At 38.8% G+C, this 26,810-nt stretch carries 29 protein-coding genes; 18 read left to right on the top strand and 11 right to left on the bottom strand.

Annotated features, from left to right (window positions below; genetic code table 11):
• Nucleotides 1–161: 161 nt before the first annotated feature.
• Complete coding sequence (locus MTP24_RS07310) at nt 162–1,493, top strand: dicarboxylate/amino acid:cation symporter (protein ID WP_243533462.1); 1,332 nt, start codon at nt 162–164, stop codon at nt 1,491–1,493.
• A gap of 77 nt (nt 1,494–1,570) precedes the next feature.
• Here MTP24_RS07310 and sohB read toward each other — a convergent pair whose 3' ends face one another.
• Together sohB and MTP24_RS07300 are read right to left on the bottom strand one after the other, a co-directional pair.
• Nucleotides 1,571–2,587 (bottom strand): protease SohB, encoded by a 1,017-nt coding sequence (gene sohB / locus MTP24_RS07305; RefSeq protein ID WP_243533460.1) that lies wholly within the window; start codon nt 2,585–2,587, stop codon nt 1,571–1,573.
• Nucleotides 2,588–2,689: 102 nt separating this feature from the next.
• A complete protein-coding gene (locus MTP24_RS07300) occupies nt 2,690–5,119 on the bottom strand; it encodes a VolA/Pla-1 family phospholipase (protein WP_243533457.1) in 2,430 nt (809 codons plus the stop codon).
• Nucleotides 5,120–5,325: 206 nt separating this feature from the next.
• On the opposite strand from MTP24_RS07300, the gene MTP24_RS07295 reads away from it, so the two are divergent.
• Entirely contained in the window at nt 5,326–6,072 is a 747-nt protein-coding gene (locus MTP24_RS07295) for a YciK family oxidoreductase (protein ID WP_006792162.1), read from the top strand.
• Nucleotides 6,073–6,144: 72 nt separating this feature from the next.
• Here the strand turns inward: MTP24_RS07295 and rluB are convergent, their stop codons facing one another.
• The 4 genes from rluB to MTP24_RS07275 form a co-directional block, all read right to left on the bottom strand.
• On the bottom strand, nt 6,145–7,014 hold the full coding sequence (rluB, locus tag MTP24_RS07290; protein ID WP_006792163.1) for a 23S rRNA pseudouridine(2605) synthase RluB: 870 nt from the start codon (nt 7,012–7,014) through the stop codon (nt 6,145–6,147).
• Nucleotides 7,011–7,601, bottom strand: a complete 591-nt coding sequence (gene scpB / locus MTP24_RS07285) for an SMC-Scp complex subunit ScpB (RefSeq protein ID WP_008131527.1) — start codon at nt 7,599–7,601, stop codon at nt 7,011–7,013. The genes rluB and scpB overlap by 4 nt, the downstream gene beginning before the upstream one ends.
• A gap of 148 nt (nt 7,602–7,749) precedes the next feature.
• Complete coding sequence (locus MTP24_RS07280; RefSeq protein WP_008131525.1) at nt 7,750–8,271, bottom strand: calcium-binding protein; 522 nt, start codon at nt 8,269–8,271, stop codon at nt 7,750–7,752.
• A gap of 218 nt (nt 8,272–8,489) precedes the next feature.
• A complete protein-coding gene (locus tag MTP24_RS07275) occupies nt 8,490–8,921 on the bottom strand; it encodes a hypothetical protein (protein WP_008131524.1) in 432 nt (143 codons plus the stop codon).
• Nucleotides 8,922–9,161: 240 nt separating this feature from the next.
• Here MTP24_RS07275 and xthA point away from each other — a divergent pair, with 240 nt between their 5' ends.
• From xthA to rlmA, 3 genes are read left to right on the top strand one after another with little or no spacing between them, the layout of a single operon-like run.
• Nucleotides 9,162–9,968, top strand: a complete 807-nt coding sequence (gene xthA, locus MTP24_RS07270; protein ID WP_039036864.1) for an exodeoxyribonuclease III — start codon at nt 9,162–9,164, stop codon at nt 9,966–9,968.
• 5 nt (nt 9,969–9,973) lie between these two features.
• Nucleotides 9,974–10,621, top strand: coding sequence for an energy-coupling factor ABC transporter permease (locus MTP24_RS07265; protein ID WP_243533455.1), 648 nt, complete (start codon nt 9,974–9,976; stop codon nt 10,619–10,621).
• Nucleotides 10,618–11,415 (top strand): 23S rRNA (guanine(745)-N(1))-methyltransferase, encoded by a 798-nt coding sequence (rlmA, locus tag MTP24_RS07260; protein WP_243533453.1) that lies wholly within the window; start codon nt 10,618–10,620, stop codon nt 11,413–11,415. The genes MTP24_RS07265 and rlmA overlap by 4 nt, the downstream gene beginning before the upstream one ends.
• A 17-nt stretch (nt 11,416–11,432) precedes the next feature.
• On the opposite strand, the gene yfbV is transcribed toward rlmA, so the two are convergent.
• Complete coding sequence (yfbV, locus tag MTP24_RS07255) at nt 11,433–11,879, bottom strand: terminus macrodomain insulation protein YfbV (protein ID WP_006792170.1); 447 nt, start codon at nt 11,877–11,879, stop codon at nt 11,433–11,435.
• Nucleotides 11,880–12,162: 283 nt separating this feature from the next.
• On the opposite strand from yfbV, the gene MTP24_RS07250 reads away from it, so the two are divergent.
• From MTP24_RS07250 to MTP24_RS07220, 7 genes are all read left to right on the top strand, one after another.
• Nucleotides 12,163–13,377: an acetate kinase gene (locus MTP24_RS07250; RefSeq protein WP_243533451.1), complete on the top strand. Its 1,215-nt coding sequence runs from the start codon at nt 12,163–12,165 to the stop codon at nt 13,375–13,377.
• A 1-nt stretch (nt 13,378) separates the two neighbouring features.
• Complete coding sequence (gene pta, locus MTP24_RS07245; RefSeq protein WP_243533449.1) at nt 13,379–15,532, top strand: phosphate acetyltransferase; 2,154 nt, start codon at nt 13,379–13,381, stop codon at nt 15,530–15,532.
• 223 nt (nt 15,533–15,755) lie between these two features.
• Entirely contained in the window at nt 15,756–16,142 is a 387-nt protein-coding gene (locus MTP24_RS07240; protein WP_243533447.1) for an ACT domain-containing protein, read from the top strand.
• Nucleotides 16,143–16,145: 3 nt separating this feature from the next.
• Complete coding sequence (locus MTP24_RS07235) at nt 16,146–16,643, top strand: PTS glucose transporter subunit IIA (protein ID WP_243533445.1); 498 nt, start codon at nt 16,146–16,148, stop codon at nt 16,641–16,643.
• A gap of 3 nt (nt 16,644–16,646) precedes the next feature.
• A complete protein-coding gene (locus tag MTP24_RS07230; RefSeq protein ID WP_058428993.1) occupies nt 16,647–16,991 on the top strand; it encodes an ArsC family reductase in 345 nt (114 codons plus the stop codon).
• Nucleotides 16,988–18,118, top strand: coding sequence for a succinyl-diaminopimelate desuccinylase (dapE, locus tag MTP24_RS07225; protein WP_243533690.1), 1,131 nt, complete (start codon nt 16,988–16,990; stop codon nt 18,116–18,118). Before MTP24_RS07230 ends, dapE begins: the two co-directional genes overlap by 4 nt.
• Nucleotides 18,118–18,804 carry a M15 family metallopeptidase gene (locus MTP24_RS07220; RefSeq protein WP_008131500.1) on the top strand — a complete coding sequence of 229 codons (687 nt, stop codon included), beginning with the start codon at nt 18,118–18,120 and terminating at the stop codon, nt 18,802–18,804. Before dapE ends, MTP24_RS07220 begins: the two co-directional genes overlap by 1 nt.
• Before the next feature lie 8 nt (nt 18,805–18,812).
• Here MTP24_RS07220 and MTP24_RS07215 read toward each other — a convergent pair whose 3' ends face one another.
• Nucleotides 18,813–19,682: a DMT family transporter gene (locus tag MTP24_RS07215; protein WP_008131498.1), complete on the bottom strand. Its 870-nt coding sequence runs from the start codon at nt 19,680–19,682 to the stop codon at nt 18,813–18,815.
• A gap of 309 nt (nt 19,683–19,991) precedes the next feature.
• Between MTP24_RS07215 and MTP24_RS07210 the strand changes: the two genes are divergently transcribed.
• Genes MTP24_RS07210 through MTP24_RS07195 form a run of 4 tightly spaced genes read left to right on the top strand, consistent with a single transcriptional unit; the run spans nt 19,992 to nt 22,901 of the window.
• Nucleotides 19,992–21,356 carry an adenine DNA methylase gene (locus MTP24_RS07210; RefSeq protein WP_243533443.1) on the top strand — a complete coding sequence of 455 codons (1,365 nt, stop codon included), beginning with the start codon at nt 19,992–19,994 and terminating at the stop codon, nt 21,354–21,356.
• An 8-nt stretch (nt 21,357–21,364) separates the two neighbouring features.
• Nucleotides 21,365–21,790 (top strand): YcfL family protein, encoded by a 426-nt coding sequence (locus MTP24_RS07205; RefSeq protein WP_243533440.1) that lies wholly within the window; start codon nt 21,365–21,367, stop codon nt 21,788–21,790.
• Nucleotides 21,791–21,801: 11 nt separating this feature from the next.
• Nucleotides 21,802–22,416, top strand: a complete 615-nt coding sequence (gene lpoB / locus MTP24_RS07200; RefSeq protein ID WP_008131492.1) for a penicillin-binding protein activator LpoB — start codon at nt 21,802–21,804, stop codon at nt 22,414–22,416.
• A 17-nt stretch (nt 22,417–22,433) separates the two neighbouring features.
• A complete protein-coding gene (locus MTP24_RS07195) occupies nt 22,434–22,901 on the top strand; it encodes a glycine zipper 2TM domain-containing protein (RefSeq protein WP_243533438.1) in 468 nt (155 codons plus the stop codon).
• A 54-nt stretch (nt 22,902–22,955) separates the two neighbouring features.
• Here the strand turns inward: MTP24_RS07195 and MTP24_RS07190 are convergent, their stop codons facing one another.
• Both MTP24_RS07190 and MTP24_RS07185 read right to left on the bottom strand, forming a co-directional pair.
• Nucleotides 22,956–24,173, bottom strand: coding sequence for a pyridoxal phosphate-dependent aminotransferase (locus MTP24_RS07190; RefSeq protein ID WP_243533436.1), 1,218 nt, complete (start codon nt 24,171–24,173; stop codon nt 22,956–22,958).
• A 163-nt stretch (nt 24,174–24,336) separates the two neighbouring features.
• Entirely contained in the window at nt 24,337–24,681 is a 345-nt protein-coding gene (locus tag MTP24_RS07185) for an Hpt domain-containing protein (RefSeq protein WP_008131485.1), read from the bottom strand.
• A 135-nt stretch (nt 24,682–24,816) separates the two neighbouring features.
• Between MTP24_RS07185 and MTP24_RS07180 the strand changes: the two genes are divergently transcribed.
• On the top strand, nt 24,817–25,410 hold the full coding sequence (locus tag MTP24_RS07180) for a tRNA-uridine aminocarboxypropyltransferase (RefSeq protein ID WP_243533434.1): 594 nt from the start codon (nt 24,817–24,819) through the stop codon (nt 25,408–25,410).
• Between the two features lie 20 nt (nt 25,411–25,430).
• Nucleotides 25,431–26,222: a CLCA_X family protein gene (locus MTP24_RS07175; RefSeq protein WP_243533432.1), complete on the top strand. Its 792-nt coding sequence runs from the start codon at nt 25,431–25,433 to the stop codon at nt 26,220–26,222.
• Here the strand turns inward: MTP24_RS07175 and dcd are convergent.
• The gene (dcd, locus tag MTP24_RS07170) at nt 26,219–26,806 is read right to left on the bottom strand and encodes a dCTP deaminase (protein WP_006792188.1); all 588 of its coding nucleotides are present in this window, start codon (nt 26,804–26,806) and stop codon (nt 26,219–26,221) included. The two genes, MTP24_RS07175 and dcd, sit on opposite strands and share 4 nt — an antisense overlap.
• Nucleotides 26,807–26,810 lie beyond the last annotated feature (4 nt).

Below are 26,810 nucleotides of genomic sequence, written 5' to 3'. Positions count from 1 at the left end.
AATATGTTGTTTACCTCATATTAACCTATAACTTAGTCTAAAATCACAGTTTTTTATTACTTTTTTGTACAAAAATATTTCGTGTAAATACTAATTTTTTCTGTAGTAAATAATTTCTTACTGGTAGTCTATGGCAAATTTATAAAAAGTAGATTCGGTGTATGTCAAAAATCGGTACGTTAAGTTTAACTACTCGCATCATGATTGGTATGGTGCTTGGTGTTACAGTTGGTTTTATATTTCAAGCAATCTTAGCTGGTCAAGACGATTATCTAATCCCTCTTGGATTATTCTCTTTGCCAATTAAAGCCTTTTTTGTTGACGGCATTTTTCATGTGGGTGGGCAAATTTTTATTGCTAGCCTAAAAATGCTCGTTGTCCCTCTTGTTTTTGTGTCCTTGGTATGTGGTACCTGCAGCTTAAGTGACCCTAAAAAATTAGGCCGACTAGGTGGCAAATCGATTGGCTTGTATTTGGTTACAACTGCAATCGCTATAACGGTGGCTATGACACTAGCCTTATTATTTAACCCGGGTGAAGGCATAGGCTTGCCATCTCAAGCAAGTTACGATGCGAAGGAAGCTCCGACCCTCGCTCGTGTTATTATTGATATGTTCCCAACCAACCCGTTTGAAGCAATGGCAAAAGGCAACATGTTACAAGTGATTGTATTTGCATTATTATTTGGTATTGCTATGGCTTTAAGTGGCTCAGCAGGTAAACGTGTTGCAGCCGTTTTTGAAGATTTAAACACCGTTATCTTAAAGTTAGTAACGTTACTAATGAACATTGCGCCTTACGGTGTGTTCTTTTTAATGGCCAAACTATTTACTACGATTGAACTTAATTTGATTGTAAGTTTAGCTAAATACTTTGGTGTTGTTGTATTAGCGCTATTGTTTCATGCCTTTGTAAACTACACTTTATTATTAAAGCTCTTAACCGGCTTAAACCCTGCCACTTTCTTAGCAAAAATGAAACACACGTGTTTATTTGCCTTTAGTACATCAAGCTCTAGTGCAACCATGCCAATAACACTTGAAACTGCAACTAAAAAGTTAGGTGCTAGTAATTCTGTCGCATCATTTACTATTCCGCTAGGTGCAACTATTAACATGGACGGCACTGCAATCATGCAAGGTGTTGCTACGGTATTTATTGCACAGGTTTTTGCAGTTGATTTAACGGTATCGGATTACTTAATGGTAATATTAACAGCTACGCTTGCGTCTGTAGGAACGGCGGGTGTACCAGGCGTTGGTTTAATTATGCTAGCAATGGTGCTTAACCAAGTTGGTTTACCGGTAGAAGGTATCGCCATAATTATTGGTGTAGACAGACTATTAGATATGACTCGTACTGCTGTAAATGTTACAGGCGACTGTATGGTTACTTGCGCGGTTGCTAAAAGCGAAGGTGAGTTAGATGAGACTATATTTAACGACCCTAAGGCTGCAAAAGATTTAGAGGATTACCATAAGTCGATTGACTAATGGCCATGCAGTTTTAAAGCTATAAAAAAACCCTGATAGTTATCAGGGTTTTTTATGCGTAACACTTTATGCCGTACTTAAGGATTTAGTGATTTAAACTTAGACAGCAAGTTTATGCCTATTTTATTAACGCCACTACTTAATCCAAGCGCAAATTTATCGCTTAGTCCTTTTTTTACTTTGTATTTTATTTTGTATATTTGACGTTCGTTTTGCTGTTCAAGTAATGCGTCGTCGCTTGTTTTAATTACGTCGACTAATCCTTTTTCTATTGCTTGCGTTGCAAACCAATGTTCACCCGTTGCAACTTGGTCTATATTTAAACTTGGGCGCTGTGAACTGACAAACGTTTTAAATAAATCATGAGTTTGTTCAATTTCATCTCTAAATTTTTCACGCGCTTTGTCTGTGTTTTCACCAAACAAGGTCAAGGTTCGTTTGAATTCTCCTGCGGTAATTTGTTCAAACTCAACATCATTCTTTTTCAAGATTTTATTAAAATTTGGAATTTGTGCTATCACACCAATTGAGCCAACTATTGCGAAAGGCGCTGCCAATATTTCATCAGCTACACAAGCCATCATGTAACCACCACTCGCTGCTACCTTATCGATTGACACACTCAGTGGTATACCTGCCGATTTAATGCGTTGCAATTGCGATGCAGCAAGCCCATAGCCATGGACTACCCCACCACCACTTTCTAAGCGAATGAGGACTTTATCTTTTTTAGGGTCTGCAATTGAAATAATTGCCGTAATTTCTTCTCTTAAACTTTCAACTTCATGTGCGTCCATGCTGCCAATAAAATCAACAACATAAAGGCGAGGTTTTGAGCCTTCTTTATCTGACTTTTTGTCGAGCGCTTTTCGCTCTTTATCGTGCGCTTTAAGTTCTTTTTTACTTAATGTATTTAGTAAAAAATCCTCTTTAAGCTCACTCAACTGAGCCGACACATCATCAATTTGTATTTCACCCTTTTTTGCTTTTGGCTTCACAGCAGCGCCAACAAGCATCATTAAAATAACTCCTATCGCAATAACAAAGGTAACTGTTTTGGCGAAAAACAAACCGTACTCGTATAAAAATTCCAACTGGTTTCTCCGATTTTAAATTTACGCTAATTTATCATGCTTTTAAGCAAAAAAAAGCCACTTTAAAGTGGCTTTGTACTAGATATATTTTAGAGTGTATATTTAATCAGTAACAACATCACTGTTTGTTACTAATAACATACGACCGCGCGTTGCTAAATAAACAGCAACTTGCATTTGCATTTCAGCATTTGCAGCAGCACTCCCCTCTACAGTAGAAGACTGAGCAGCATCTTGAGCAGGTGTTAAAATCGAACCATGATGACCCTTAGAAAATTTAACTAAGTAGCTAGCCGGTGCTTCTGTCATTGCTTGCGTTGTACTTACCGTTTCTAATCCCATAAAGTTAGCAAGTGGAATTGTACCAGAAATAGGATTGTTAGCTGCCATTGGTGGAATAACTTGATCTGGCTTGTTTTCACCGCCGTCGCCCACTACAACATTCGTATAAACAGGTGTACCTAACGCTTGTACCGCTGCTGCGTAATTAGTTGGATCGCCGCTATCTAATGCTGTTTGAGAAGCAAAAGCAAACTGCGTAAACACGCCTTGGATATTAGTAAGCTTAGCTGTCTCACCTGCCGTTGTTATAGAAGTAATATACTCGTTATAACCACACGTTAAATATGCTTCCATATCTGGCAACTCAGCACCACAGTTAGAAACAGCATCACCTTGCAAGAAGGCATTAAATTCATCAGCTTCAGTTGTACCAGCTTGAGAAAGTACAGAGCCTTGAATAAACGGACCAAATGCTGCTGATTCTAGTAAGAAGCTAGCTATACCGCCGCCGCCACTTGCCAGAGCTACTGTATTTACATTAAATAATGGGTCAACAGTAGGCGCTAATGGATTATTAGCCTGTGCAATAAATGCAGGAGCAACAATAGAACCCAATGAATGCCCTATGTATGTTACATCTTGGCTGTTAATAGTTGCATCTTGTAAAAAGTTTAAGCCTAAACGTAAACCTAATAAATCAGCTGCTGATTGGCGTAAGCTATCACGAGCAACTAATAAAGAGCTTAAATTCATGTAGCTAAGTACTGAACCGGTCGTTGCATTAAAATCATCGTTGCCGTCACCGTCTACATCAACACCACGTTCACCATGACGAGGGTGGTCTATTGCAACCGTTGCAAAACCTTGAATTGAAAGTTGAGCCGTTAGCGCAAGCATACTCTCTTTATTAGTTGTAATACCGTGTTGCATCATAACAACAGGCCAACCGCCTTCAGGCATCTCAATTGCTGGCAACTGTAACTGTGCACGTACACCGTTAATGATTGGTAAAATTGGCTTTGTCACCTGTACTGGTACATTAGCCATACTTTGTACTTTAGGGATTGAGTTATATTTTGTTAAATGACGTGTGCTATCGATACCTAGGTCACGTAACTGTCCACCACTAAGCGCTGAACATAACCCATCATTTTCACTGATAGGATCAGTTGGGAATGCATCACCTGCAACCGCTTTGTAACCTTGAAGTGCTACAGCGTTATCACACATACCTTGCCAGTATGTATCGTTTAAATCGCTAATATCTGTGCCAGTTGGCGTACCAAGATACATAGGTAACATAATGCTACCTTTTTGATATTGAACGCCTGAAAACGCAGCAGATACTGTTACACCCTGAGATGCAAACACTTGTTGCACATTGACCATAGGTTGTTCAGGTACTTGCAATGCTGGTGTAGGCAAAGCATCGTTTTGTAAACTTGCAGCCAGTAAGTTTTTAATTGTGCCAAGTACTGGACCCGCTGACTGAATCGTCATCGCGCCAGAAAAAATAATATCTTGCTTTGAAATATCCCCAGAGCTCACAACTACGTTCTCGTAACTATTAACTGCACCTTGTAATGCAAGTTGAGAATCAGTAATTAATGGCGCTTCTTGCTTAACTAAGCCATAAGTAGATGACGGCGCAATAGAACGCCCCATAGAATCTTTAAGGCCTGTGGTTAATACATTGATGTACGAACTACCTGCTTTAAAAGGCTTAAGAGGGATAATAGCGACAGCATTTTCTGAAGCTTGAGTAACAAAATCAACACCGAATGTTAATTCGCCAACAAGCTTACAAGCTGCACCAGCTGGAGCAACAGAACATTCTGCATCTGTCAGGCTTGCGCCCATTATTACTTCAAAAATTCTTACGCTACCAGGTGTTCCAGCTGACGCTTCATCAAGTGAAACATTTGGTGGAAATGTCAAATCAACTTTATAAGGAACTTGAGACGACCAGCCGTCCAGTGCGCCTAATGCTAACTGAGGATCAGCATATGCAGCACGCGGGATAGATACATTGTCGTCATCTAATTCACCTGGGATATTTAAAGTACCATCTTGGGTACCGCTCATTAATAAATCATTGGGAACAGAAATTACACCGTTAGCCGGGTCAAAGCTAACCGTGGCCATAGGTACAACTGTAGCGGTTTCATTCTTAACATCTTCTAACGTTTCTCCGCCGCCACAACCTGCTAAAGCAGCAGTGACCGAGAGTGAAAGTAGCATTTTCTTCATATTGGTGACTCCGAACATATTTTATTTTTATAGTGTGTTTAATCAGTGTATCAAGTTAAAACAATGTAATCAGATTATTAATGAGACATTAGACCAGTTAAACTTAACGTAAAGTTTCTTTTTTCGCCACCTAATTTTTCAATAAATTCGATTACTTGTCGAATTGCTATGTTAAAATCAGAAAAAATCTATCAATTGGTACTTTTATGCACACTTATCAAGCAGCTGAAAATGCATTAAACGATAAAGTTATTTTAATCACTGGCGCAGGCGATGGTATTGGCCGGGTAGCAGCCATTACTTATGCAAAGCATGGTGCGACTGTTATTTTATTAGGTAAAACAACAAATAAACTTGAATGCGTATACGATGAAATTGTGAATGCAGGTTACCCAAAACCTGCGATTGTGCCAATGGATTTAAAAGGCGCAACAAAACAAAATTATCGTGATCTTGCTGCAACTATTGAGAATCAGTTTGGTCGTTTAGACGGACTTTTAAATAATGCTGGCATATTAGGCTCTCTAGGGCCACTAGAACATTTTTGTTCATCTACGTTTGAGAACATCATGAAAGTTAACGTGACAGCTCAAGCAATGATCACCAAAGCATTATTCCCCGTGATGCGTAAATCAGACAATGCTTCTATTGTTTTCACTTCATCTGGTGTTGGTCGTAAAGGCCGTGAGTTTTGGGGACCCTATGCCATCTCTAAGTTTGCAGTTGAAGGTATGATGCAAACGTGGGCTTGTGAAGTAGGTAAAACCAACATTCGCGTAAACTGTATTAATCCAGGTGCTACACGCACATCTATGCGCGCATCGGCATACCCTGGTGAAGATAGGGATAAGTTGGCAACACCTGAAAGCATTATGCCGACCTATTTATATTTAATGAGTGATGATTCAATTGCAGTCAATGGCGAGTCATTAGACGCACAAATAAAAAAGTAACAGCTGTTTACTTTTATTAACCTCAATAAAAAAGCCGCAAATAATGCGGCTTTTATACAAAACGTCAAAATATCACTTACGCTTAGTCGACTTAACACGTTGGTTGTGCTTTTTAACCGCTTTACGAATTTGATTAATTTTAGCGCGTTTATCTTTGCGTTTTTCAGGCATAACTGAAAGTTTAGTTTGCGTTTCACGACCTAACTTAACCGTTTTACGCAAGTAGTTAACGGTTTCTAAGTCGTATTCAACCCAACCACCTTGTGGCACACGCTTATCTAGCTCTAGCTTACCGTAACGAATACGGATAAGACGCGACACTTCAACGTCTTGAGATTGCCATAAACGACGAACTTCGCGGTTGCGCCCTTCGTTTAACGTCACATTAAACCAGCGGTTAATTCCTTCACCACCTAGCGGTTTTATATTTGTGAATTTTGCAGGACCATCTTCAAGCTCAACACCACGCATCAGGTTTTTAAGTGTCTCGTTTGTTACTTCACCAAACACACGCGAAGAATATTCACGCTCTACTTCATAACTTGGGTGCATTAAACGATTGGCTAATTCACCATCGTTGGTAAACAACATTAAGCCTGACGTATTCACATCCAGTCGGCCTACAGCTATCCAACGATCGCCATCAATACGAGGAAGTCTGTCAAATACAGTACGACGACCTTCAGGGTCTTTACGTGTACTCAACTCTCCCTCGGGTTTGTTGTACATAATTACACGGCAAATTCTGTCAGCTTTTTCTTCAATTTTTACGGTATGACCGTCAACACGAATTAAATCGGTTTCTTCAACGCGGTCACCGAGTTTAGCTACTTTGCCATTAACACTAACACGGTTAGCATCAATGTATTTTTCCATTTCACGACGCGAGCCTACACCAGCTCTGGCTAGGACTTTTTGTAACTTTTCACCTTGTATATTCATTCGGATGGTTCTCTCACAGAAGGATCACTTAATAACTGGTTTATTTTACTTTCTTGTTGCGCAGGTAACGCAGGTAAGTTTTCTAAACCCGTTAATGAAAAATAATCTAAAAATTGTTTAGTAGTGGCGTATAAAGCGGGCTTACCCGGTACTTCTTTGTGCCCTACCACTTTCACCCACTCTCTTTCGAGTAAGGTTTTAATTATATTCGAACCCGTTGTTACACCTCTTACTTGCTCTATTTCACCACGCGTAATGGGTTGACGATAAGCAATAAGTGATAATGTTTCCAATAAAGCACGTGAGTATTTAGGAGCTCGTTCTTGCCATAGGTTACTCAACCAAGGGCTCAAACTACTACACGCCTGAAATCGATAACCACTACCAACTTCAACAAGGCGAATACCACGGGTTTGAAAGTGTGTTTGTATTGTTTCTATAGCCTCGTTTATACGTGACATAGAAATTGCAATATCCACTAAAACAGTGTCTTTAATATGGCGTTTACTTATGGGTTTGTCTGCAACAAAAATCGCAGCCTCAATGATTTCAACCAACTGCTCATCACTAATTCGCCGCCCAGCCATATACACTCTTAATAAATAAAAATACACAGCCATCTATTATGACAGAACAACCACTAACTAGGAAAATATATCTGGCAATTATCTAAAATTAGCCATAAAAAAAGCCAGTTAAAATAACTGGCTTTGATTTTTATGTTCTGAATTTTAATTAGCTGTGTTTAATTGACTCTAACGCTTCGTCTTCAGCTACAGATTTACCATATTTATTTATGTAGCCCATAAACTCATTTTTACTAATTCGATTGTCTTCGTTTTTGTCCATATAACCAAAGTGATTTGAAATATCGTCGTCATTGCCTTCAACAACTGATATGTAGCCATTACTATCGTTATCTAAACTGGCAAAACTACTTTCAATTTTGTCAAATTTTGCAATTTCAGCTTTAAAGGCTGATTCACTTACATCACTATCGGTTGCAACCTTGCCAGTGTTTAACTGCATGTAAGCATTAAATTCTTTACGACTAATTTCTTCATCCATATTGGTGTCGATATTTGAAAAGTGACCCCAAATATTATCGTCGTCAGCTTCAACTTTTGAAATAAAACCATCACTGTCGTTGTCTAGGCTTGCAAAGTCGCTGTCTATTTTATCAAGACCTTGATTAGATGCGCAGGCTGCTAAACTTAATGTTGCTAGAATAGTTGTTGCTAATGTTAACTTTTTCATAAGACGTGTCCTTCGTTGTTAATAAATGTCACAACAACTAATACAAGTCTGGTGCCAAAATAAAATAAATATAAATTTCAGCACCTTACAGAAAACCTGTTTATTATTTATTCTATTTTCAATACGTTAGCCTTGAAACCTTTTCAACCAACCTTGTAAATTTTGCAAAAAAAAGCCCAGCTGTAAAAGCTGGGCTCTCATTAATTTTGTCGTGCTAATTAAATTGCAGCGTTTTGATAACGCTTAACAAAGTCAGTAACTTTCTGACCGTTACATTTAAGCGAGTTTAAATTACCTATTTTTTGGCGTACTGGCGCTAAACCTTGCTTTAATGCAGTCATACATAATTGAGTTTCTTGTTGAGCATCTTTAGCAAACACTTCTACTTTGTTTTCAGTTATGTTGTTTGTTGAATCTTTCTTTGCAATATCACGAATATCTTGGCCGTTACACATGATGCTTTGTGAGAAGCGTGATAAGTATACATTGTGCTTAGCTGCTAATTTACGTGCTGCAGAAAAACCTTCGTTTGCGCTTAATACACACAGCTTAGACTCAATAGAGCTGTCTTGGCTGAAGTAAGTGTTACTTTGAGCTGAAACAGAAGAAGATGCTAATAATGTTGCCGCTAAAAATAATTGTGCTTTCATGAGAGATCCTATGTGAACGAGTTTGCCAATGAATTTGCGCGCATTATATAGCCAATTTATTGCAGATCAATTGAATTTTTTATTTATTTTATAAATTAATACAACATTAACAATGTTTAAACTTTCACCACCATTTGATCAACATTTGCGCAGCTATTTTGTCATTTCAGACATGTTATGTAAGCTAAATTACTGATACAATTTGCTATCAAAATGAGAACAAATTTAAAGGTAAATCGAATGAAAGTGATTTCTTTCAATATCAATGGTCTGCGTGCTCGTCTTCACCAATTACAAGCTGTTATTGATAAACATCAACCAGACGTAATTGGCTTGCAAGAGATTAAAGTTCATGATGAAGCGTTTCCATTAGACGATGTTCAAAAAATGGGGTACCACGTCTACTTTCACGGTCAAAAAGCACATTACGGCGTAGCTATGTTATGCAAAAAAGAGCCAAAATCGGTCTTAAAAGGGTTTGCTACCGACACAGAAGAGTCGCAAAAGCGCATGATCAGTGTCACTATTGAACAAGATAACGGTCGCGACATTACCGTTATGAATGGTTATTTCCCGCAAGGCGATAACATCAATCACGAAACTAAATTCCCCTATAAACGTCAATTTTATAAAGATTTGATGACACATCTAGATACAAACCTCACTCCCGATCAGGATGTAGTTGTTATGGGCGACATAAATATATCACCTACAGATTTAGACATAGGTATTGGTGAGGTCAACGCTAAACGCTGGCTAAAAACAGGTAAGTGCTCTTTCCAACCAGAGGAACGTCAATGGCTATCAACACTTTTAGATTGGGGATTTAAAGATACCTTCAGAGAACTCTATCCTGATGTTAACGATCAATACTCATGGTTTGATTACCGCTCTAAAGGCTTTTTAGATAATCGCGGTCTGCGAATTGATGTTGTACTTGCAACTCAATCACTTGCTGAGCGTTGTATTGACTCAGGAATTGACTATGAGCTGCGTGCAATTGATAAACCATCAGATCATGCGCCAATTTGGTCAACGTTCAAGTAGCTATAATGTTAAACACTGAAATACAAGGGCTGATGTGGGCCCTTGTACTTGCTATTGCGATTTTTAGTTTTGACAAAAACACCTATAAATCGCTTTATAAAACATCTGCTAGGCAAACAGGTGTATTAGCCTGTGCGCTTGTATTTGCACTACTGTGGCGTATTAAAGCCGGTATTTTAACTGGCCTTGACCTGCACATACTTGGTATTACTGCAGCCACCTTAATATTAGGCTGGCGGCTAACCATTTTTAGTAGCCTACTGGCAAGTGCCTTGTTGTTTTCATTTGAGCAGGTTAGTTTTAACCTTTTACCTGTACAGATACTTATTGGCGCTTTTATTCCCATATTATTGAGTTATTTAAGTTTTGTTGTGTGCTATCACTATTTACCAAAACATTTTTTTGTTTATATATTTGTTTGTGCCTTCATAACAGCTGGGTTTATAGCGTGCATAAAGATATCTTTAGGTGCCCTCTTTTATTTCTCTTTAGGTCAGTATAATTGGCAAGAACTTGCCGACAATTACGTTTATTTAAGTGCTATAATTTGGTTTCCTGAAGCCATGTTGAACGGAATGGCCATCACCATTTTAATTACATACCGTCCCCACTGGGTTAAAACTTTTTACGACAAGGATTACCTAGACTCATGAGTCTTGAATATCAATGCCCTTTATGTAGCAAATCGCTAACAAAAACTCAAAATACACTGCGCTGTGAAAGCAACCACAGTTTTGATTTTGCCAAAGAAGGCTACGTTAACTTACTGCCTGTTCAAAACAAAAACTCTAAACAACCTGGTGACTCGCTTGAAATGGTGCAAGCAAGGCGCACATTTTTAGAGCAAGGTTTTTATGAATTTTTACAACAAGCACTTAGCGATATAACAAGTACTATAAAAGGTAATAATATTATTGATTTAGGGTGCGGTGAAGGGTTTTACACCCACGCTATTGCTAATAATACTCAGGCGCAAGTTTATGGTGTAGATATTTCAAAGTCAGCTATAAAATACGCCGCTAAACGTTACCCCAACTGCAGCTTTAGCGTTGCTTCAATCAGTCAAGCCCCTTTTAAAGAAGGGTTTGCTGATATTCTTATAAGTGTATTTGCACCTTTATTTACTAAAGAGCTTGATAGACTCGCTAAACCTAATGCTACGCTTGTCGTGGCCAGCCCAGGGCCATGGCATTTAAAAGAGTTAAAAGCTTATATTTACCAATCAGTAAGCGAGCATACGAAAGTAGATGTGCCTGAAGGTTTTACAGAAACTCACCAAGATTTGATCACTCAACAGGTAACACTGAGTATTAACGATGTTAGAAACCTGATAATGATGACACCGTTTGCGTGGAAATTTAGACCTGAGCACTGGGAAACACTAGAAGAGAAAGGTGAACACCATGTCACCTTGTCGTTTTATATAACGCAATTTCAAAAAGCGTGATTGTTGAAAGCGTTTTATTAAAACTGTTCTTTAGTAAACGCTTTATCCATTTTTTCAAACATATCTTTAAGTAAAGTTGCAAGCTCCAAATAGCGGGGCTTTTTTTCACTTAACTTAGCTTGATAACCATTAGCAACCATTTTTGTATGGAGCTCTTTGTACCAACTTAGCATGGCTGGGTCTAATGGGGTTTGTGCTCGTTTACCCAACCACAATAAACCTTGTAGAGGTAAAGATAAGAAAAACAATGCACTGGCAATCGCTTGTGGTAAAAAATCAGGGCCAAGGTAGTTGAGTTGAAAAAATAATGTCAACATAGCAAGAATGGGCATAACAGTAATGGCAAGTTCTGTTGCTCTAATTACCCGAAACTCACTAAACAATGGAGCTAACTCTTTTCGCATTGGCCATTGTTTTGCGTACTGTCTACCAATTTGAACTTGTGACATCACACTTTTTTGCATCATGACTCCTCACAATTACTGAATTCAATATATAAATTAGCTCGTGTTTTTATAAAGTGTAACACAAATACAGCGGGTTTCACTTAATCAGTAAAACTGCTTAATTTTGCTGTTAAATTGTGCAAAATACTAAACTAAATACATCAAATAGTTTAAAATATAAAACTTATTAATGGGTCTAACGACCTTGTTTATAATATCTTTAGCCTTTTAATTAAGACCTGAGTGTAACAGTAAATAATTAATGTTCACTTACTAAACTTTATTTATGGAAATTATATCTATGCCAACACCCGCTCCTAAGTCACAACATGTTTTAGTATTAAACTGTGGTAGCTCAAGTTTAAAGTTTGCCATTATTGATGCAAACACCGGCCATGAAATTATATCTGGCTTAGCAGAGCGACTAGGTGCAGAAACTCCGTCGGTAAAGTATAAATACAAAGGTGATAAAACACTTATTGATTTAGCGCCAAAGCAAGCTCACGCTGAGGCTATTAATACGCTAGTGACGTTAATAAAAGATCACAAACTAGATGAACAGCTAATTGCTGTTGGTCATCGTGTTGTTCACGGTGGCGAGCACTTTACCAAATCAGTATTAATTAATGATAAAGTTATTGAAAGCATAACCCAGGCTGCAACACTTGCACCGCTTCATGGTCATGCCAACTTACTGGGTATATCGTCAGCGCAAGACTCGTTTAAAGGCTTACCTCAAATTGCCGTATTCGATACGGCTTTTCACCAAACTATGGATAAGGTCGCATACCTTTATGCGCTACCTTACAATTTATATACCGAGTTTGGTGTTAGACGTTATGGCTTTCATGGTACGAGCCACTTTTATGTTGCCGGGCAAACAGCAAAACTACTTAACCAACCTATTGAAAAAAGTAATTTTATTAGTGCTCATTTGGGGAATGGCTGTTCTGTATGTGCGATTAAAAATGGTGACAGTGTCGATACAAGTATGGGCCTTACGCCACTTGAAGGGTTAGTAATGGGTACTCGCAGTGGCGATATTGATCCAGGTTTATTTAACTTTTTAACGACACAACTAGATTATAGTGCGCAACAAATAGATGACTTACTTAATCAAAAAAGTGGCTTGTTAGGCATTAGTGAACTTTCTAACGATTGCCGTACCATTGAAGAAGCTGCTATGGCGGGAAATCAACAAGCAGCATTAGCACTCGAAATGTTTTGCTATCGTTTATCTAAGCAAATTGCGTCGTACATGGTGCCTTTGCAGCGTCTTGATGCGCTTATTTTCACCGGCGGTATTGGAGAAAACTCAGATATCATCCGTAAAAAAGTGATCACTCAACTTGGATTTTTAGGTATGGAATGTGACACGCAAGCAAATTTAGATGCTCGTTTTGGTCAACAAGGTGTAATTAGCACTGAGCAATCTCGTATCAAAACTGTCGTCATGCCAACGAATGAAGAATGGGTTATCGCCCTCGACTCTGCAAATATTGTTAAGGAGCTATAATATGGCACACCGTATTATGTTGATACCGATTTCTACGGGAGTTGGTTTAACATCTGTTTCCGTCGGGCTTGTGCGTGCGCTTGAGCAAAAGGCGGTAAAAGTTAATTTCTTTAAACCTATTGCTCAACCGCGCTCTGGCGAAACCGGTCCAGAAAAATCGACACAAATAATAAAGCAAGGCTCCCCTATTGACCCACCAACACCGTTTGCATTGGATTACGCAGAGCAAATGATTGGTGATGCAAAGGGCGACGACTTATTAGAAGAAATTGTTGAGCGCTTTGAAAGTAAAATTAACGACGATGAAGTAGCCATCATTGAAGGCATGGTTCCTACTCGTAAACAACCATATGCTGGGCGCGTTAACCGTGAAATAGCGCAAACACTCGGCGCAGATATTGTATTTGTATTAACGCCTGGTAACGATAATATTACCCAGCTTGAAGATCGTCTTGAGATTGCTGCTGGTAATTACGGTGGTATTGACCACCCGCGTGTATTAGGCTGTATTTTTAATAAAGTAAATGCCCCTCTTGATGAAGAAGGCAGAGCACGCGCCGATTTAGTCGACTCCTACAAACCTGATGAAGTAGATAACGAACTAAACCGCTTAGCATCACTGCCAATTTTTAGAAAAAATCCATTTATGTTACTTGGTGCAATACCATGGGATTTTGATTTAGTCGCACCACGAGTGAAAGACCTAAGTGCGTATTTAAAAGCCACAATTATTAACGAAGGTGACATGCTGCATCGACGCCTGCGTCGTATCACATTTTGTGCACGTACAGTGTCTAATATTTTAAACCACTTTACACCAGGTGCACTATTAGTTACTCCTGGCGATCGCTCTGATATTTTAGTAGCTGCGTGTTTATCGGCAATGAATGGTACAAAAATTGGGGCAATACTACTCACCGGTGGTTTTATGCCAGAACAGCGTATTATGGCGCTGTGCGAACAAGCAATGCAAACTGGCCTCCCAATTTTAGCAACAGAAGCCGATACATGGCGAACATCGTTGTTACTTCATAACTTTAATATGGAAGTGCCAAGCGATGATGACCAACGTATAGAAAAAGTGAAAAGCCACAATGCTGAATTTATTGACTCAGATTGGCTGAACTCACTGGCAAAAAATGTGGGGAAAACACGTAAACTCTCGCCACCTGCTTTCAGATACTTACTTACAGATAAAGCCCGTAAAGCAGGCAAAACGGTTGTTTTACCTGAAGGCAACGAACCTAGAACTATTAAAGCGGCTGCTATCTGTGGGCAACGCGGTATAGCAAAAACCATTTTATTAGGTGATCGCGAAGAAATAATGCGTATTGCTGAGCAACAAGGTATAGAGCTCAACGAAAATGTAAGCATTGTAGAACCAAGCAGCATCATTAATGATTATGTCGAGCCTATGGTCGAAATCCGAAAAAGCAAAGGTCTCACCGCTGTTGTAGCGCAAGAACAATTACTTGATAACGTAGTACTGGGTACTATGATGCTTGAACAAGGCAAAGTTGACGGACTTGTTTCAGGAGCAGTTAACACAACCGCCAATACAATTAGACCGCCATTACAACTCATCAAAACGGCCCCGGGCTCATCGCTTGTATCGTCGGTATTTTTTATGTTGCTGCCTGATCAGGTACTCGTTTACGGAGACTGTGCAATTAACCCAGATCCAAATGCTGAGCAACTTGCTGACATTGCGATTCAGTCAGCTGACTCAGCTGCAGCTTTTGGTATAGAGCCGCGTGTTGCCATGATCAGCTACAGTACAGGTACATCTGGTACAGGAGCCGACGTTGAAAAAGTGCGAGAGGCAACCAAAATAGCTCAACAAAAACGTCCCGATTTGATTATTGATGGTCCCCTTCAGTACGATGCAGCAATTATGGAAAACGTTGCGCTTAAAAAAGCACCAAATAGCCCCGTAGCGGGTAAAGCAACGGTGTTTATTTTCCCTGATTTAAATACCGGTAATACAACCTATAAAGCCGTGCAAAGAAGCGCAGACCTCATCAGTATTGGTCCAATGCTTCAAGGTATGCGTAAACCAGTCAACGATTTAAGCCGTGGTGCATTAGTTGATGACATTGTATACACAATCGCACTTACCGCTATTCAAGCAGCGCAAGTCGAAGCACTTAATTAAAGGCTTTAATTAACATGTGCTTTTTATAGCCTAGCTAATTTCTAATTATAAATTAGTTAGTTAGGCTATTTATACCTCTCAACCCCCATAGTTATCCACAGAAATTGTGGGTAAGTATAAGTAGCTCATATTTTGCAGCTTAGTTACGGTGAGTTACCGCTTTAATTTATCTTCAATAATCTATACTATTAATAAATCGTCTTTGCTGTACCGCAGGTTTTTAATGTCAAAACAAACATTACAATTACACAGCACTATTTTGTCTATACATAGTTTAGGTATTGATGCTGATATCCCTGCTGCTTTGTTAAAACTTCCGTTGTTTTTTATCTCAAAAACCCATGACGAACTATCAATTGTATGCCCCAGTAGTTTTGAATTACACAGCCTGGATACAGAATCTGATTGGCAAGCATTAGAAGTTATTGGCCCTTTAGGGTTTTCGTTAACAGGAATTATGGCTAATATTTCTGGCGTGTTAGCTAAAGCACAAATATCTATCTTTTCTATTTCAACTTACGATACTGACTACATACTTGTAAAAAAACAAACAGCGGCCCAGGCAATCACAGCACTAAAAAAAGATGGCTATAATGTGGTGACAAACTAATTTATGAAAGCACAACCAATAGAGCTTATTGCACAAAATAAAATCCCCCGTGATGCTATTAATATCACCAGTCCTTTTACGGGAAAGGTAGTAGAATTAAGTAATCACCCAGAGCCTTTGTTCAGTTTTGGTACACTTGGCCCCGGTGTTATGGTGCAAGCAACCAGTCATAAAATTTTAGCCCCCTTTGATGGGGTTTTACTGCAGGTTAAAAACGCAGGAACTGAATTTATTTTGCAGGCTAAAAATGGTTTAAAAATACTCATTAATTTAACCTTACCTGCCTCTGCAGCAATTACGCATACCCATATAGCACAGTTAAATGGCAGCCAAGTACTCAAAGGCCAACGACTTGCTTATTTTGACCTTAGAGAATTAGACTCCCCCATGCTAGGAAGTTTAATATTACTTAATGGTCACAAACTGGGCACATTTCATTATTCACACCTGCATGTAAAAGCAGCTGAAGACACCTTATTAACTATTATTAAAAAGAAGTAACTTATGATCACTCTTTACGGAATTAGTAACTGCGACACAATTAAAAAAGCTAAAAAGTACCTTACAGATAATAATATTGAATTTACCTTTCATGATTACCGCAAAGAGGGTGTTAATGAACAAATGGTCGCTGAATTTGCTGATAAATTAGATTGGGAACAATTAGTCAATAAACGTGGAACTACATACAGAGCTCTAAGTGACGAGCAAAAACAAAATTTGACTAAGCAAAATGCTATTCAATTATTAGTTCAGCAGCCCGCCATGATAAAGCGACCAGTATTAGTTAACGGTACTGATTTTTATTTAGGCTTTAAGGTCGCGCAATACGATGAGATTTTTAAATAATGAATGAAGTAATTGCACTTGCACAAGCCTTGATACAGCGTGAATCTGTCACCCCAGAAGATGCCGGCTGTCAACAAATGATGAACGAACGTCTTGAAGCGATCGGCTTTAATATAGAGTCACTATTTTTTACAGATACATTAAATACTTGGGCACGTAAAGGCGAACAGTCGCCGCATTTTTGTTTCGCAGGACACACAGATGTAGTGCCTACGGGTCCCGCAAAAAACTGGCAGCACCCACCTTTTTCAGGGCTGGTAGAAAATGGTTTATTGCATGGTCGAGGAGCTGCCGATATGAAAGGCTCGCTTGCTGCCATGATTGTGGCTACTGAGCGTTTTGTAACTAAACACCCCGACCACAAAGGATCAATTTCTTTTTTAATCACTTCTGATGAAGAAGGACCATTTATAAATGGAACCACCCGAGTTATTGATACACTAGAATCTCGCGGTGAAAAAATTGATATGTGTTTGGTTGGCGAACCTTCATCTCGGGATGTCTTAGGTGATGTAGTTAAGAATGGCCGACGCGGCTCGCTTACCGGATTCTTAAAAGTTAAAGGTATTCAAGGACATGTTGCCTACCCTCACCTGGCTCAAAACCCTATTCATCTAGCCACTGAAGCATTAACAGAGCTTAGCCAAACCCAGTGGGATAAAGGGAATGATTTTTTTCCGGCAACCAGCTTTCAAATATCAAATATTAACGGCGGCACAGGTGCAGGTAATGTGATCCCTGGTGAGCTAGATGTGCAATTTAATTTTAGATTTAGCACCGAAGTCACACATCAACAATTACAACAGCGTGTAATCGACATTTTACAAAAACACAACTTAAACTACGAGTTAAACTGGATTGTAAATGGTCTCCCATTTATTACAGAACATGGTCCACTCGTTGACGCAACCGTTAATGCTATTGAGTCTGTGACAGGATTAGCAACCAATTTAGAAACCACGGGGGGAACCTCTGATGGTCGCTTCATTGCACAAACCGGTGCTAAAGTCATTGAGCTTGGGCCTCGTAATGCCACCATTCACAAAGTGGATGAGTGCGTAAGTACAGATGACTTAATTAAACTCACCGACATTTACGAGCAAATACTTGAGCAATTGTTAACCTAATGACTGATTTAGAAGTACCCACGATAGCGTGTGTCACAGGGCAAAGTGATACACATTTAACTAAAATACAAAGCCATCGTTTGCATAGCGCTATCACTGCTGATTTTATAGCGCTACAAAACGCAGCTAAACAAGCTGGGTTTGACTTAACTATTGCATCAAGCTTTAGAGATTTTGACCGTCAGGCGCTAATTTGGAATAACAAATTTTCAGGACAAAGGCCTGTTTATAATTCACAACAAAAGGTTGTTGATTTAACGAACTTAAATGACATTGATAAGTGTATTGCAATTATGCGTTATTCAGCTTTACCTGGGGCAAGTAGGCACCATTTTGGTACCGATTTGGATGTGTACGACAAAGCCAGTGTTAGTGACGATTATCAACTGCAGTTATCTCCTCATGAATATGAGAAAAACGGTCCCTTTTCAGCATTTAGTGAATGGCTCGGTATTCACCTTGAGAAATTTGGTTTTTATCGGCCTTATCGCGAAGATTTAAACGGGGTAGCTCCTGAACTTTGGCATATTAGCCACATTAAGCAATCACAATTGCTAAGTATTCAACTAACTGAAAGTGCTTTACGAAAATGCATTGAAAACAGTGAACTACTTGGTAAAAGTGCCGTATTGGCGCACTTACCTTCACTTTATAAGCGCTTTGTGACCAACGTTAGTCCACCATAAAAGAAGGACTACTCCTTCTTTTTATTTAAAATAAATATGAGTACCGCTGTTAATATAACTAAGCTGGCGATAACAAATTCAACCGTTAATTGTTCTTGTAAAAAAATAACGCCTGCAAACGCTGCAACTACCGGCACACACAATTGCACAACCGCAGCCTGCGTGCTTTTAAGTAATGGCATTGCAACGTACCAAATACTATAGCCAATGCCAGAGGCTAAAGCGCCAGAAGCGCTCGCGAGTAAAATGCCTTGTATGGTAAGTGCGTTAAAGTAGCTCATACTAACAAGTAATAAGATGGGGAGCGCTACTAAACTTCTAATAAAATTAAACCCTGTCGTTCGCAATGGCGATACACATACTTTGCCACGTATACTGTAAATACCCCAAGCAACACCGCTTATGGCCATCAATCCCGCTCCTATTAGCGAGGGCACCGCCGCTGAGGGCAGCATCAAATAAGCAAACCCCGTAACAGCAATCAAAAAAGCAGCCCACTGCACGGCGCTTAATTGTTCTTTTTTATATATACCCCAACCAATCATCGTAAGTTGCACGGCTGAAAATAAAATCAGAGCGCCTGTTCCGGTATCTAACTCAACGTAGGCCACCGAAAAACTAAGTGCATAAACAAGTAAACTAATGCTACTTCGCCAACTCCCTGTATCACTTAAAATAGCATCATTAAATGACCCATTACGTTTTAGATTATAAGTATAAACGCTCATAATAATACCTAAACATGCAGCACCGCTTAATAAACGAATGATGGTAAAGTTATAGGGATCTATATACCCCTCAGCTAATGCCATTCGGCAAAATAAAGAATTGGCGGCAAATGCTATTAAAGCAATAAATGTATATATAGCTGCTTTCAAAATAATCCTTTTTAACCTAAATCTGGTTGTTAAATAATCTGTTTTTATGGGTGAGTAGTTAAATAACTTAAACTGCTATAAAAGTAAGTTATTTATACAGCATAAGGCAAAGTGTGCAAAAACTTTAAACTTAATAAGACCTTAACTTTTCGCTGTCTATTTCACACATTACTAAATTCACGCCTTATTCACATAGAACATGCATATTTACCTTAACGATGATATGGCTCTACGTTTTTTTACAATGTTTCACACTCTTGTTTAAAGTGAGTGTGTTAACCTGCTTAAGTAGATTAAAAGGAGTGCTGTGTGCGCAGAAGTATAATTTTAAGCGTTTGTTTTATTTTAAGTGGTTGTAGCTCTATAGGGTTTAACGACCTATTTAACGATTACGCCACACAAATGACGCCAGTGCGAAATGCTATTGAAAATAATAACCTACAACAAGCTAAATCGTTAATTGCTGACAATAGCACTATACACAGTAGTTACTTGCTTAACCAACTTGAGCAAGCGCGTATCAACGACCTTACTAATTCAGCTGATAACGCTCAAAGCAAATTCGAAAACGTATATGCTCAAATGCAAACGAAACGCCAAGCTGCAAAGATTCAACTAAGTGCCGGGCTTGAACAAAGTAATGCATTATTTACGAATGACTCGGCAATTACCTATGTACCGCCTGCTTACGAGATGAGCATGCTTCATAGTTATAAAGCACTTAACTATGTTTATAAAAATGATATTGAAGGCGCACTGGTCGAAATTCGCCGAGCTAATAAAGTACAAGCCGATGCGCTTAGCGAGAATGAAGCAGAAATAGATTCAGAAAAAAATGAAGCGCAGCAGCATTATCCAAGTATGAATAATGTGACAAGAGATGTTAAAAACGGCTTTCAAAACGCATACACTTTTTACTTATCGGCTTTGCTTTACCAAAGTGCAAAACAGTTTGACGACGCCTACATAGACTACAAAAAAGCGTTAGCTATTCAACCAAATAATAAATATTTACAGCAAGATGTAATTCGCTTAGCTAAAAAACAAGGGTTTCATCAAGAATTTGACGAATACACACAACGTTTTGGCGAACTTAGCACTTTAAAGCCTAACCATGGTGAAGTAATCGTATTACTTGAACAAGGTTTCGTGCCCAAACAAACTGAATTTAAATTAAGACTACCGATTGATACAAGTAAAGGTGATGTTCGTTTTTATAGCCTTGCTATGCCCGTATATAAAGACAGTGCTTACATTAGCCCAATACAAAATGTGAATATTGCTGGACAAGAAGTAGCATTAGCGCCATTAGTTTATTTAGAAGCCCTAGCCGCTAAAACTCTTGAACAAGAAATACCAGGCAAAATTACACGCCAAGTATTACGGCTCATAACTAAAGAAAAAGTTCGCGCTGAGCTTGCGCGCAGCGCAGGAGATGTAGGCAACATTTTAGCCAATATATATAATTTAGCGTCAGAGCAAGCCGACACCCGAAGCTGGCTTACATTACCAAATCAAATTTCTGTAGCGCGTCAAAGTCTGACAGCAGGTGAACATATATTAAATATAGGCAATCAACCGCCTATTAGTTTTACCGTTAGTAAGCAAGGGTTAACTTTAATTTACCTAACCTCTATTAATAACTATTTTAACTACCATGTAGTTCAACTCTAGGAGACACCATGAAATACATAGTGCCAATGTGTGCCGTTTTATTGCTAAGTGCTTGTGCAACACAGCCTGACACATCAGGTATAGCGGTTGAACAAAATAAAGGAAATTTTAATGATCAACTTAGAGTGGATAACCCTGATTCAGGTGAAAAACTCGCCATTACCGACGTTAAAACGCGTCAAACAAATCAGTTAACGGATGTCGTGGTTACCCTATCTAGCCAATATAAAAAGTCACAATATTTACAGTATCAATTTAAATGGTTTGATAAAGATGGATTTTTGATTAAAGGAAATCATTCACCGTGGCAGCCATTAACTTTATTTGGTTTTGCTAATACACAATTACCAGGTTTAGCGCCTAGCTCTGATGCTGTTACATTTTCACTGGCAGTTAGAAAAGTATCAACTGAATCTCAAGAATTTAAAGATTAAAGGAAACTATTATGAACACGACATTTAAAACAGCATCCACCTACGCATTGGTCGGGCTCAGCGCATTGATCTTAAGCGGCTGTGCTAACAAAGCCGTAGTTAGCTATGGTGACGCTCAAGCAGTTGAAACAACTGATATAAATTTTGGTTCTACCGATTTACAAAAAGTCGCGAGCCAAATGACCGACTCATTACTAAGCTCGCCAGTGGTGGGAACCATGACTCAAAATAACCGTCCTGTTGTGTTTGTGGAACGTATTAAAAACAAAACCAGTGAGCATATTGATACAGAATCAATCACTGATTCTATCTCAACGCAAATGCTACGCAGCGGTAAGTTTCGCTTTGTAGACATGACACGTGTTGAAGCTGTACGTGAACAGCTAACCTTTCAAAACGAAGATGCATTAGTGAACCCAGCAACAGCGGTTGCATTTGGACAACAAATTGGTGCGCAATACATGTTGTATGGCAACTTATCAAGCATTGTTAAAACAAATGCAGATAAATCAGACGTATATTATAAATTCACAATGCGTTTAATGGATATGAAAAGCGGACTTATTGAATGGGCGGACGAAACTGAAATTCGCAAAACCAAAGAAAAATCAACCTTTGGCTGGTAAGCCGATAGGAGTAAGTTATGAAAGCAATTGCTGTAATTATGTGCGCTTTACTTACATTAAGTGCACCCACTTTTGCTAAATACGAGCGCAATAAAGCCGTAGCAGTTCAAAAAGTGTTGTTTGGTGACATTAAATCAGTACGAAACATCAGCGAGCAAGAACTAATACAAGACAAAAAGAACGGCTGGAAAACGTTTGGTGGCGCACTTATTGGTGGTGTTATTGGTAATCAATTTGGTGGTGGCAGCGGTCGTGCTATAGCCACAATTTTAGGCTCAGTTCTCGGTGGTAGCGTTGCTAACAATAGTCAGCAAGGTAGCTATTACAAACAAACTCAGTTAGTTGAATTACTAATTCAGGTAGAAAATGGCGACCAATTTATGGTAGTTCAAGACCTAGACCAAGGTATGCGATTTCAAAAAGGCGATAATGTGAGGTTAGTTTATTTAGGCGATAACACCGTAAGAGTAGATAAAGCATATTAATAACACGCCTTTAAAAACAAAAACGAGCCAACAGGCTCGTTTTTTTATAACGTTTTATAACTGGCGATAATCTTTAAAAAAACGCTGCATTTTTTGCATGGCATCAGTTAAGTCATCTTTATTAGGTAAAAACACTAACCTAAAGTGATCAGGCTCTGGCCAATTAAACGCACGCCCATGCACTAACAATATTTTTTCGGCCTTGAGCAAATCAAACATCATTTGCTCATCGTCTTTTACATTAAAGTGTGCAGTATCAACCTTGGCAAACGCATATAAAGCGCCTTTTGGCTTTTTACAGCTAATCCCTTCAATCGCGTTTAAACCGCGCCATGCAATATCACGTTGTTCGTATAATCGCCCGCCCGGATTAATTAAGTTATCAATTGATTGCACACCACCTAATGCCTGCTGAATTGCATATTGGGCAGGTACATTAGCGCATAAACGCATTGACGAGAGTATATCTAACCCTTTACTTAAGTCGTCCATGGCTGATGTTTTACCACTTAAAACCATCCACCCCATTCTTAGCCCAGCAGCACGGTAAGTTTTAGCTAAACCATTAAAAGTAATCATTGGCACATCATCACACAATGAAGCAATTGAAGTGTGGCTAACTCCATCGTATAAAATCTTTTCGTAAATTTCGTCGCTTAACAACAGTAACTTGTGCTCTCGCGCAATATCTATTAATTGCTCAAGCAGGTCATCACTGTATACCGCACCAGTAGGATTGTTCGGATTAATTAACACCAAGGCTTTGGTTTTAGAGGTGATTTTACTTTTTATGTCATCTATATCAGGAAACCAGTCTTGCTCTTCATCACATAAATAATGAACGGGATTACCGCCCGCTAACTTAACTGACGCAGTCCACAACGGATAATCTGGCGCAGGGATAAGCACTTCATCGTCGTTGTTAAGCAAAGCTTGAGTGATCATTTGGATTAGTTCACTTACCCCATTACCAATATAAATGTTATCAACGTCTAAGTTGTTTAACCCACGTTGTTGATAATGTTGGTACACAGCTACTCTGGCTGAGTAAAGTCCTTTAGAGTCACAATAACCTTGGGCAGAATACAGGTTACGGATAATATCGCGATGCATATCTTCAGGCATATCAAAACCAAATGCAGCTGGATTACCGATGTTTAATTTTAAGACTTTTTGACCATCGTCTTCCATTTTTTTAGCTTGAGCTAAAACAGGTCCACGAATGTCATAACATACGCCTTCTAATTTATGACTCTTTTTTATATCTGACATTTTACCTCTACTGGCTGGCGCCTGATGACCTTTGTAATTTGAGTTTTATAAGCAGGGTCTATTTTATCTAAACAATAAAAACCCGGTTGCCTACTAGACTAACCGAGTAAATATATAACACCAGTAAATTTAACAGCTTAAAACTGAAATTAATTCACGTTAACTATTGTGCATCTAACCATTGTTTAAATTTTGTTTGAGAGCCTTCTACCTGTGGCATTAAGTTGGCACAAGCATCCATCGCTTTAGCTAAGTCATCATCAACTAAGCTTAACTCTATGGTGCGCGAAACATCAGCTAAACTAGACGCACCAAACTGCGCGGCATTTGATTTTAAACTATGAGAATGACGAATCGCTGCCTCTTTATCTTTACCAATGGTTGCCATAACTTCTGAGCCCAGACGTTCAAACTCGGCACAACAAAAATCAAGCGTATCAGCAAACTGCTCGCCCAATAAAGATTTCATATTCTCTAACGCTGATGTATCTATGGTAATGTCTGTCATTATTTAATTCCTTCAACTATCCATGTTCATTGTATTTGATATAACTACTGTATATTGATAAATGAAAAAAAACCAACTTAATTGCTTTCATAAATGTATAATTTACAAGTTAATAATAGAGAGAAAATTTTTAAAATGGCACGCATTCTTTGTACTCGTTGTAATTTTGCGCTTAATACCTGTGTATGCAGCGCTATTGAAACAATAACTAACAAAGTTAAAGTTATTATTCTACAACACCCCAGCGAAGAAAAAATAGCAAAAAACACGGCTAAATTACTCGACTTAAGTCTAATTGATTGCGAAATCATCAAAGGTGAAAACAGTGCTGACTTTAGTATGTTAAATAGTTTGCCAAAAGAATCAACAGTACTGCTTTACCCAAACGAAAATGCCACCTACCTAGATGAACCAAACTCTACAAACCATAAACACATCACTCATTTAATTGTGATCGATGGAACATGGAAAAAAGCCTATAAAATTTTACAACTCACCCCTGCACTCAATCAATTTAGAACAGTGAGTTTTAATAAACCACCTAAAAATCTTTATACAATACGTAAAGCGCCCCGTGACGATAGCCTCTCTACACTTGAAGCCGTTGCTCATAGCTTAAGCTTAATAGAACATTTAAACCCAGAGCCTTTGTTTACTTTATTAGAAGAATTAATTAATAAACAAACCCAACATATGCCTGAGCACGTAAAAGCACGTTACTTAAATTAAATTTAGCTTTTGATAAACAGATGCGACATTACCCAAATAGATTAAAACGAGGATTTACTCGTCAAGGCCCCGACTATCGCTTTGATGACCAAGTTGATTTTAGCGATATAAGAACCACGTTTGGGTTCAGATCAATGGTCGTTGGTAAATGGGTAACCAAAGAAGAACGCTATATTAGCGCTAATTTAATTTACGATGCGCTGGCCGACCTGGCGCAAATACTGCACTTACCACCTAAAGCAATTGGTCTGCGCGGAAAGTTAAATTTTGCATTTGGGCACGGTGGTCAAAAAGGTGTGCAAGCGCATTACAATGCAGGCAGTCAAACATTAGCACTTGCTAAAAATGCGGGCGGTGGTGCGCTCGCGCATGAGTGGTTTCATGCATTCGATCACCACATTAGTGAACATTTATTTAAAGTAAAACCACGCTATGGATTTGCTTCAAAGCTTTGGCTTTCAAATACACCAAATTTAACGCACCCACTCAATGACGCACTGAACAGCTTTTATAAAGAAGTATTTTTAGATGCAAGTGGCGAAAATGCCAATGAATTTGTGCAAGCATGTATTAAACACGACCAAGCCCATAATATGAATTATATGAGTATGCCTGAAGAAATTGCAGCTCGCTGTTTTGAAGCCTGTATATACGCACACCCAAATATAAAAAACAGTTTTTTGGTGGGCGGTTTGCAATCCAGTAATTTAATATACCCACCAGCACAACATACCACCAAGGCAAATAAAGCGCTTAACCACTATTTTCAACTATTGGGTTATGCGCTTCATAATTTACCCGATAAGGTTTAGCTGTTTTCATCACTTATGCGACTTGCAACTGCGCTACTCTGGTCTTTGTATTTAGCATCTTTACGAATGTTATACGGGTTTTCACAAGGCCCTGAGAGCATTTCGAAACTCATAGCGCCAATTTTCATCATTGGGCGCAGCGCTAAGGGTAATTTTCCTGAGTTGTAAAACTCTAATACAATATTACCGCTCCAGCCGGGATCAATTCGGTGTGCTGTTACATGCACCATCAAACCTAAACGCGCAAGCGATGAGCGCCCATCCAACCACCCTACAATATCGGCAGGTAGCGTTACTTTTTCATAAGTGATTGCAAGTGCGAGTTCACCTGGATGTAAAAAAAACGCTTCACCGTCTGCAAGCTCAATTTCCTCACTCATGATTGATTCCATGGCTTTATTGAGTTGATCCTTTGGACCACTTAAATCAACGTAGGCTGCATTATGGGCATTGAACGTTCTAAATTTATTACCAAGACGTAAATCTGCTGTCACACCCGATATCATCTCACTACTCGGAGCAGGCTCTATAACTATTCGGCCATCTTTTAAGTGTTCTTTAATATGTGTATCTGAAAGTCTCATGCTT

It is taken from the genome of Pseudoalteromonas sp. APM04 (assembly GCF_022809815.1).
Lineage (GTDB): Bacteria > Pseudomonadota > Gammaproteobacteria > Enterobacterales > Alteromonadaceae > Pseudoalteromonas > Pseudoalteromonas marina.
The sequence above is the reverse complement of the archived record's forward strand: the minus strand, read 5'-3'. Positions and strand labels throughout refer to the sequence as shown.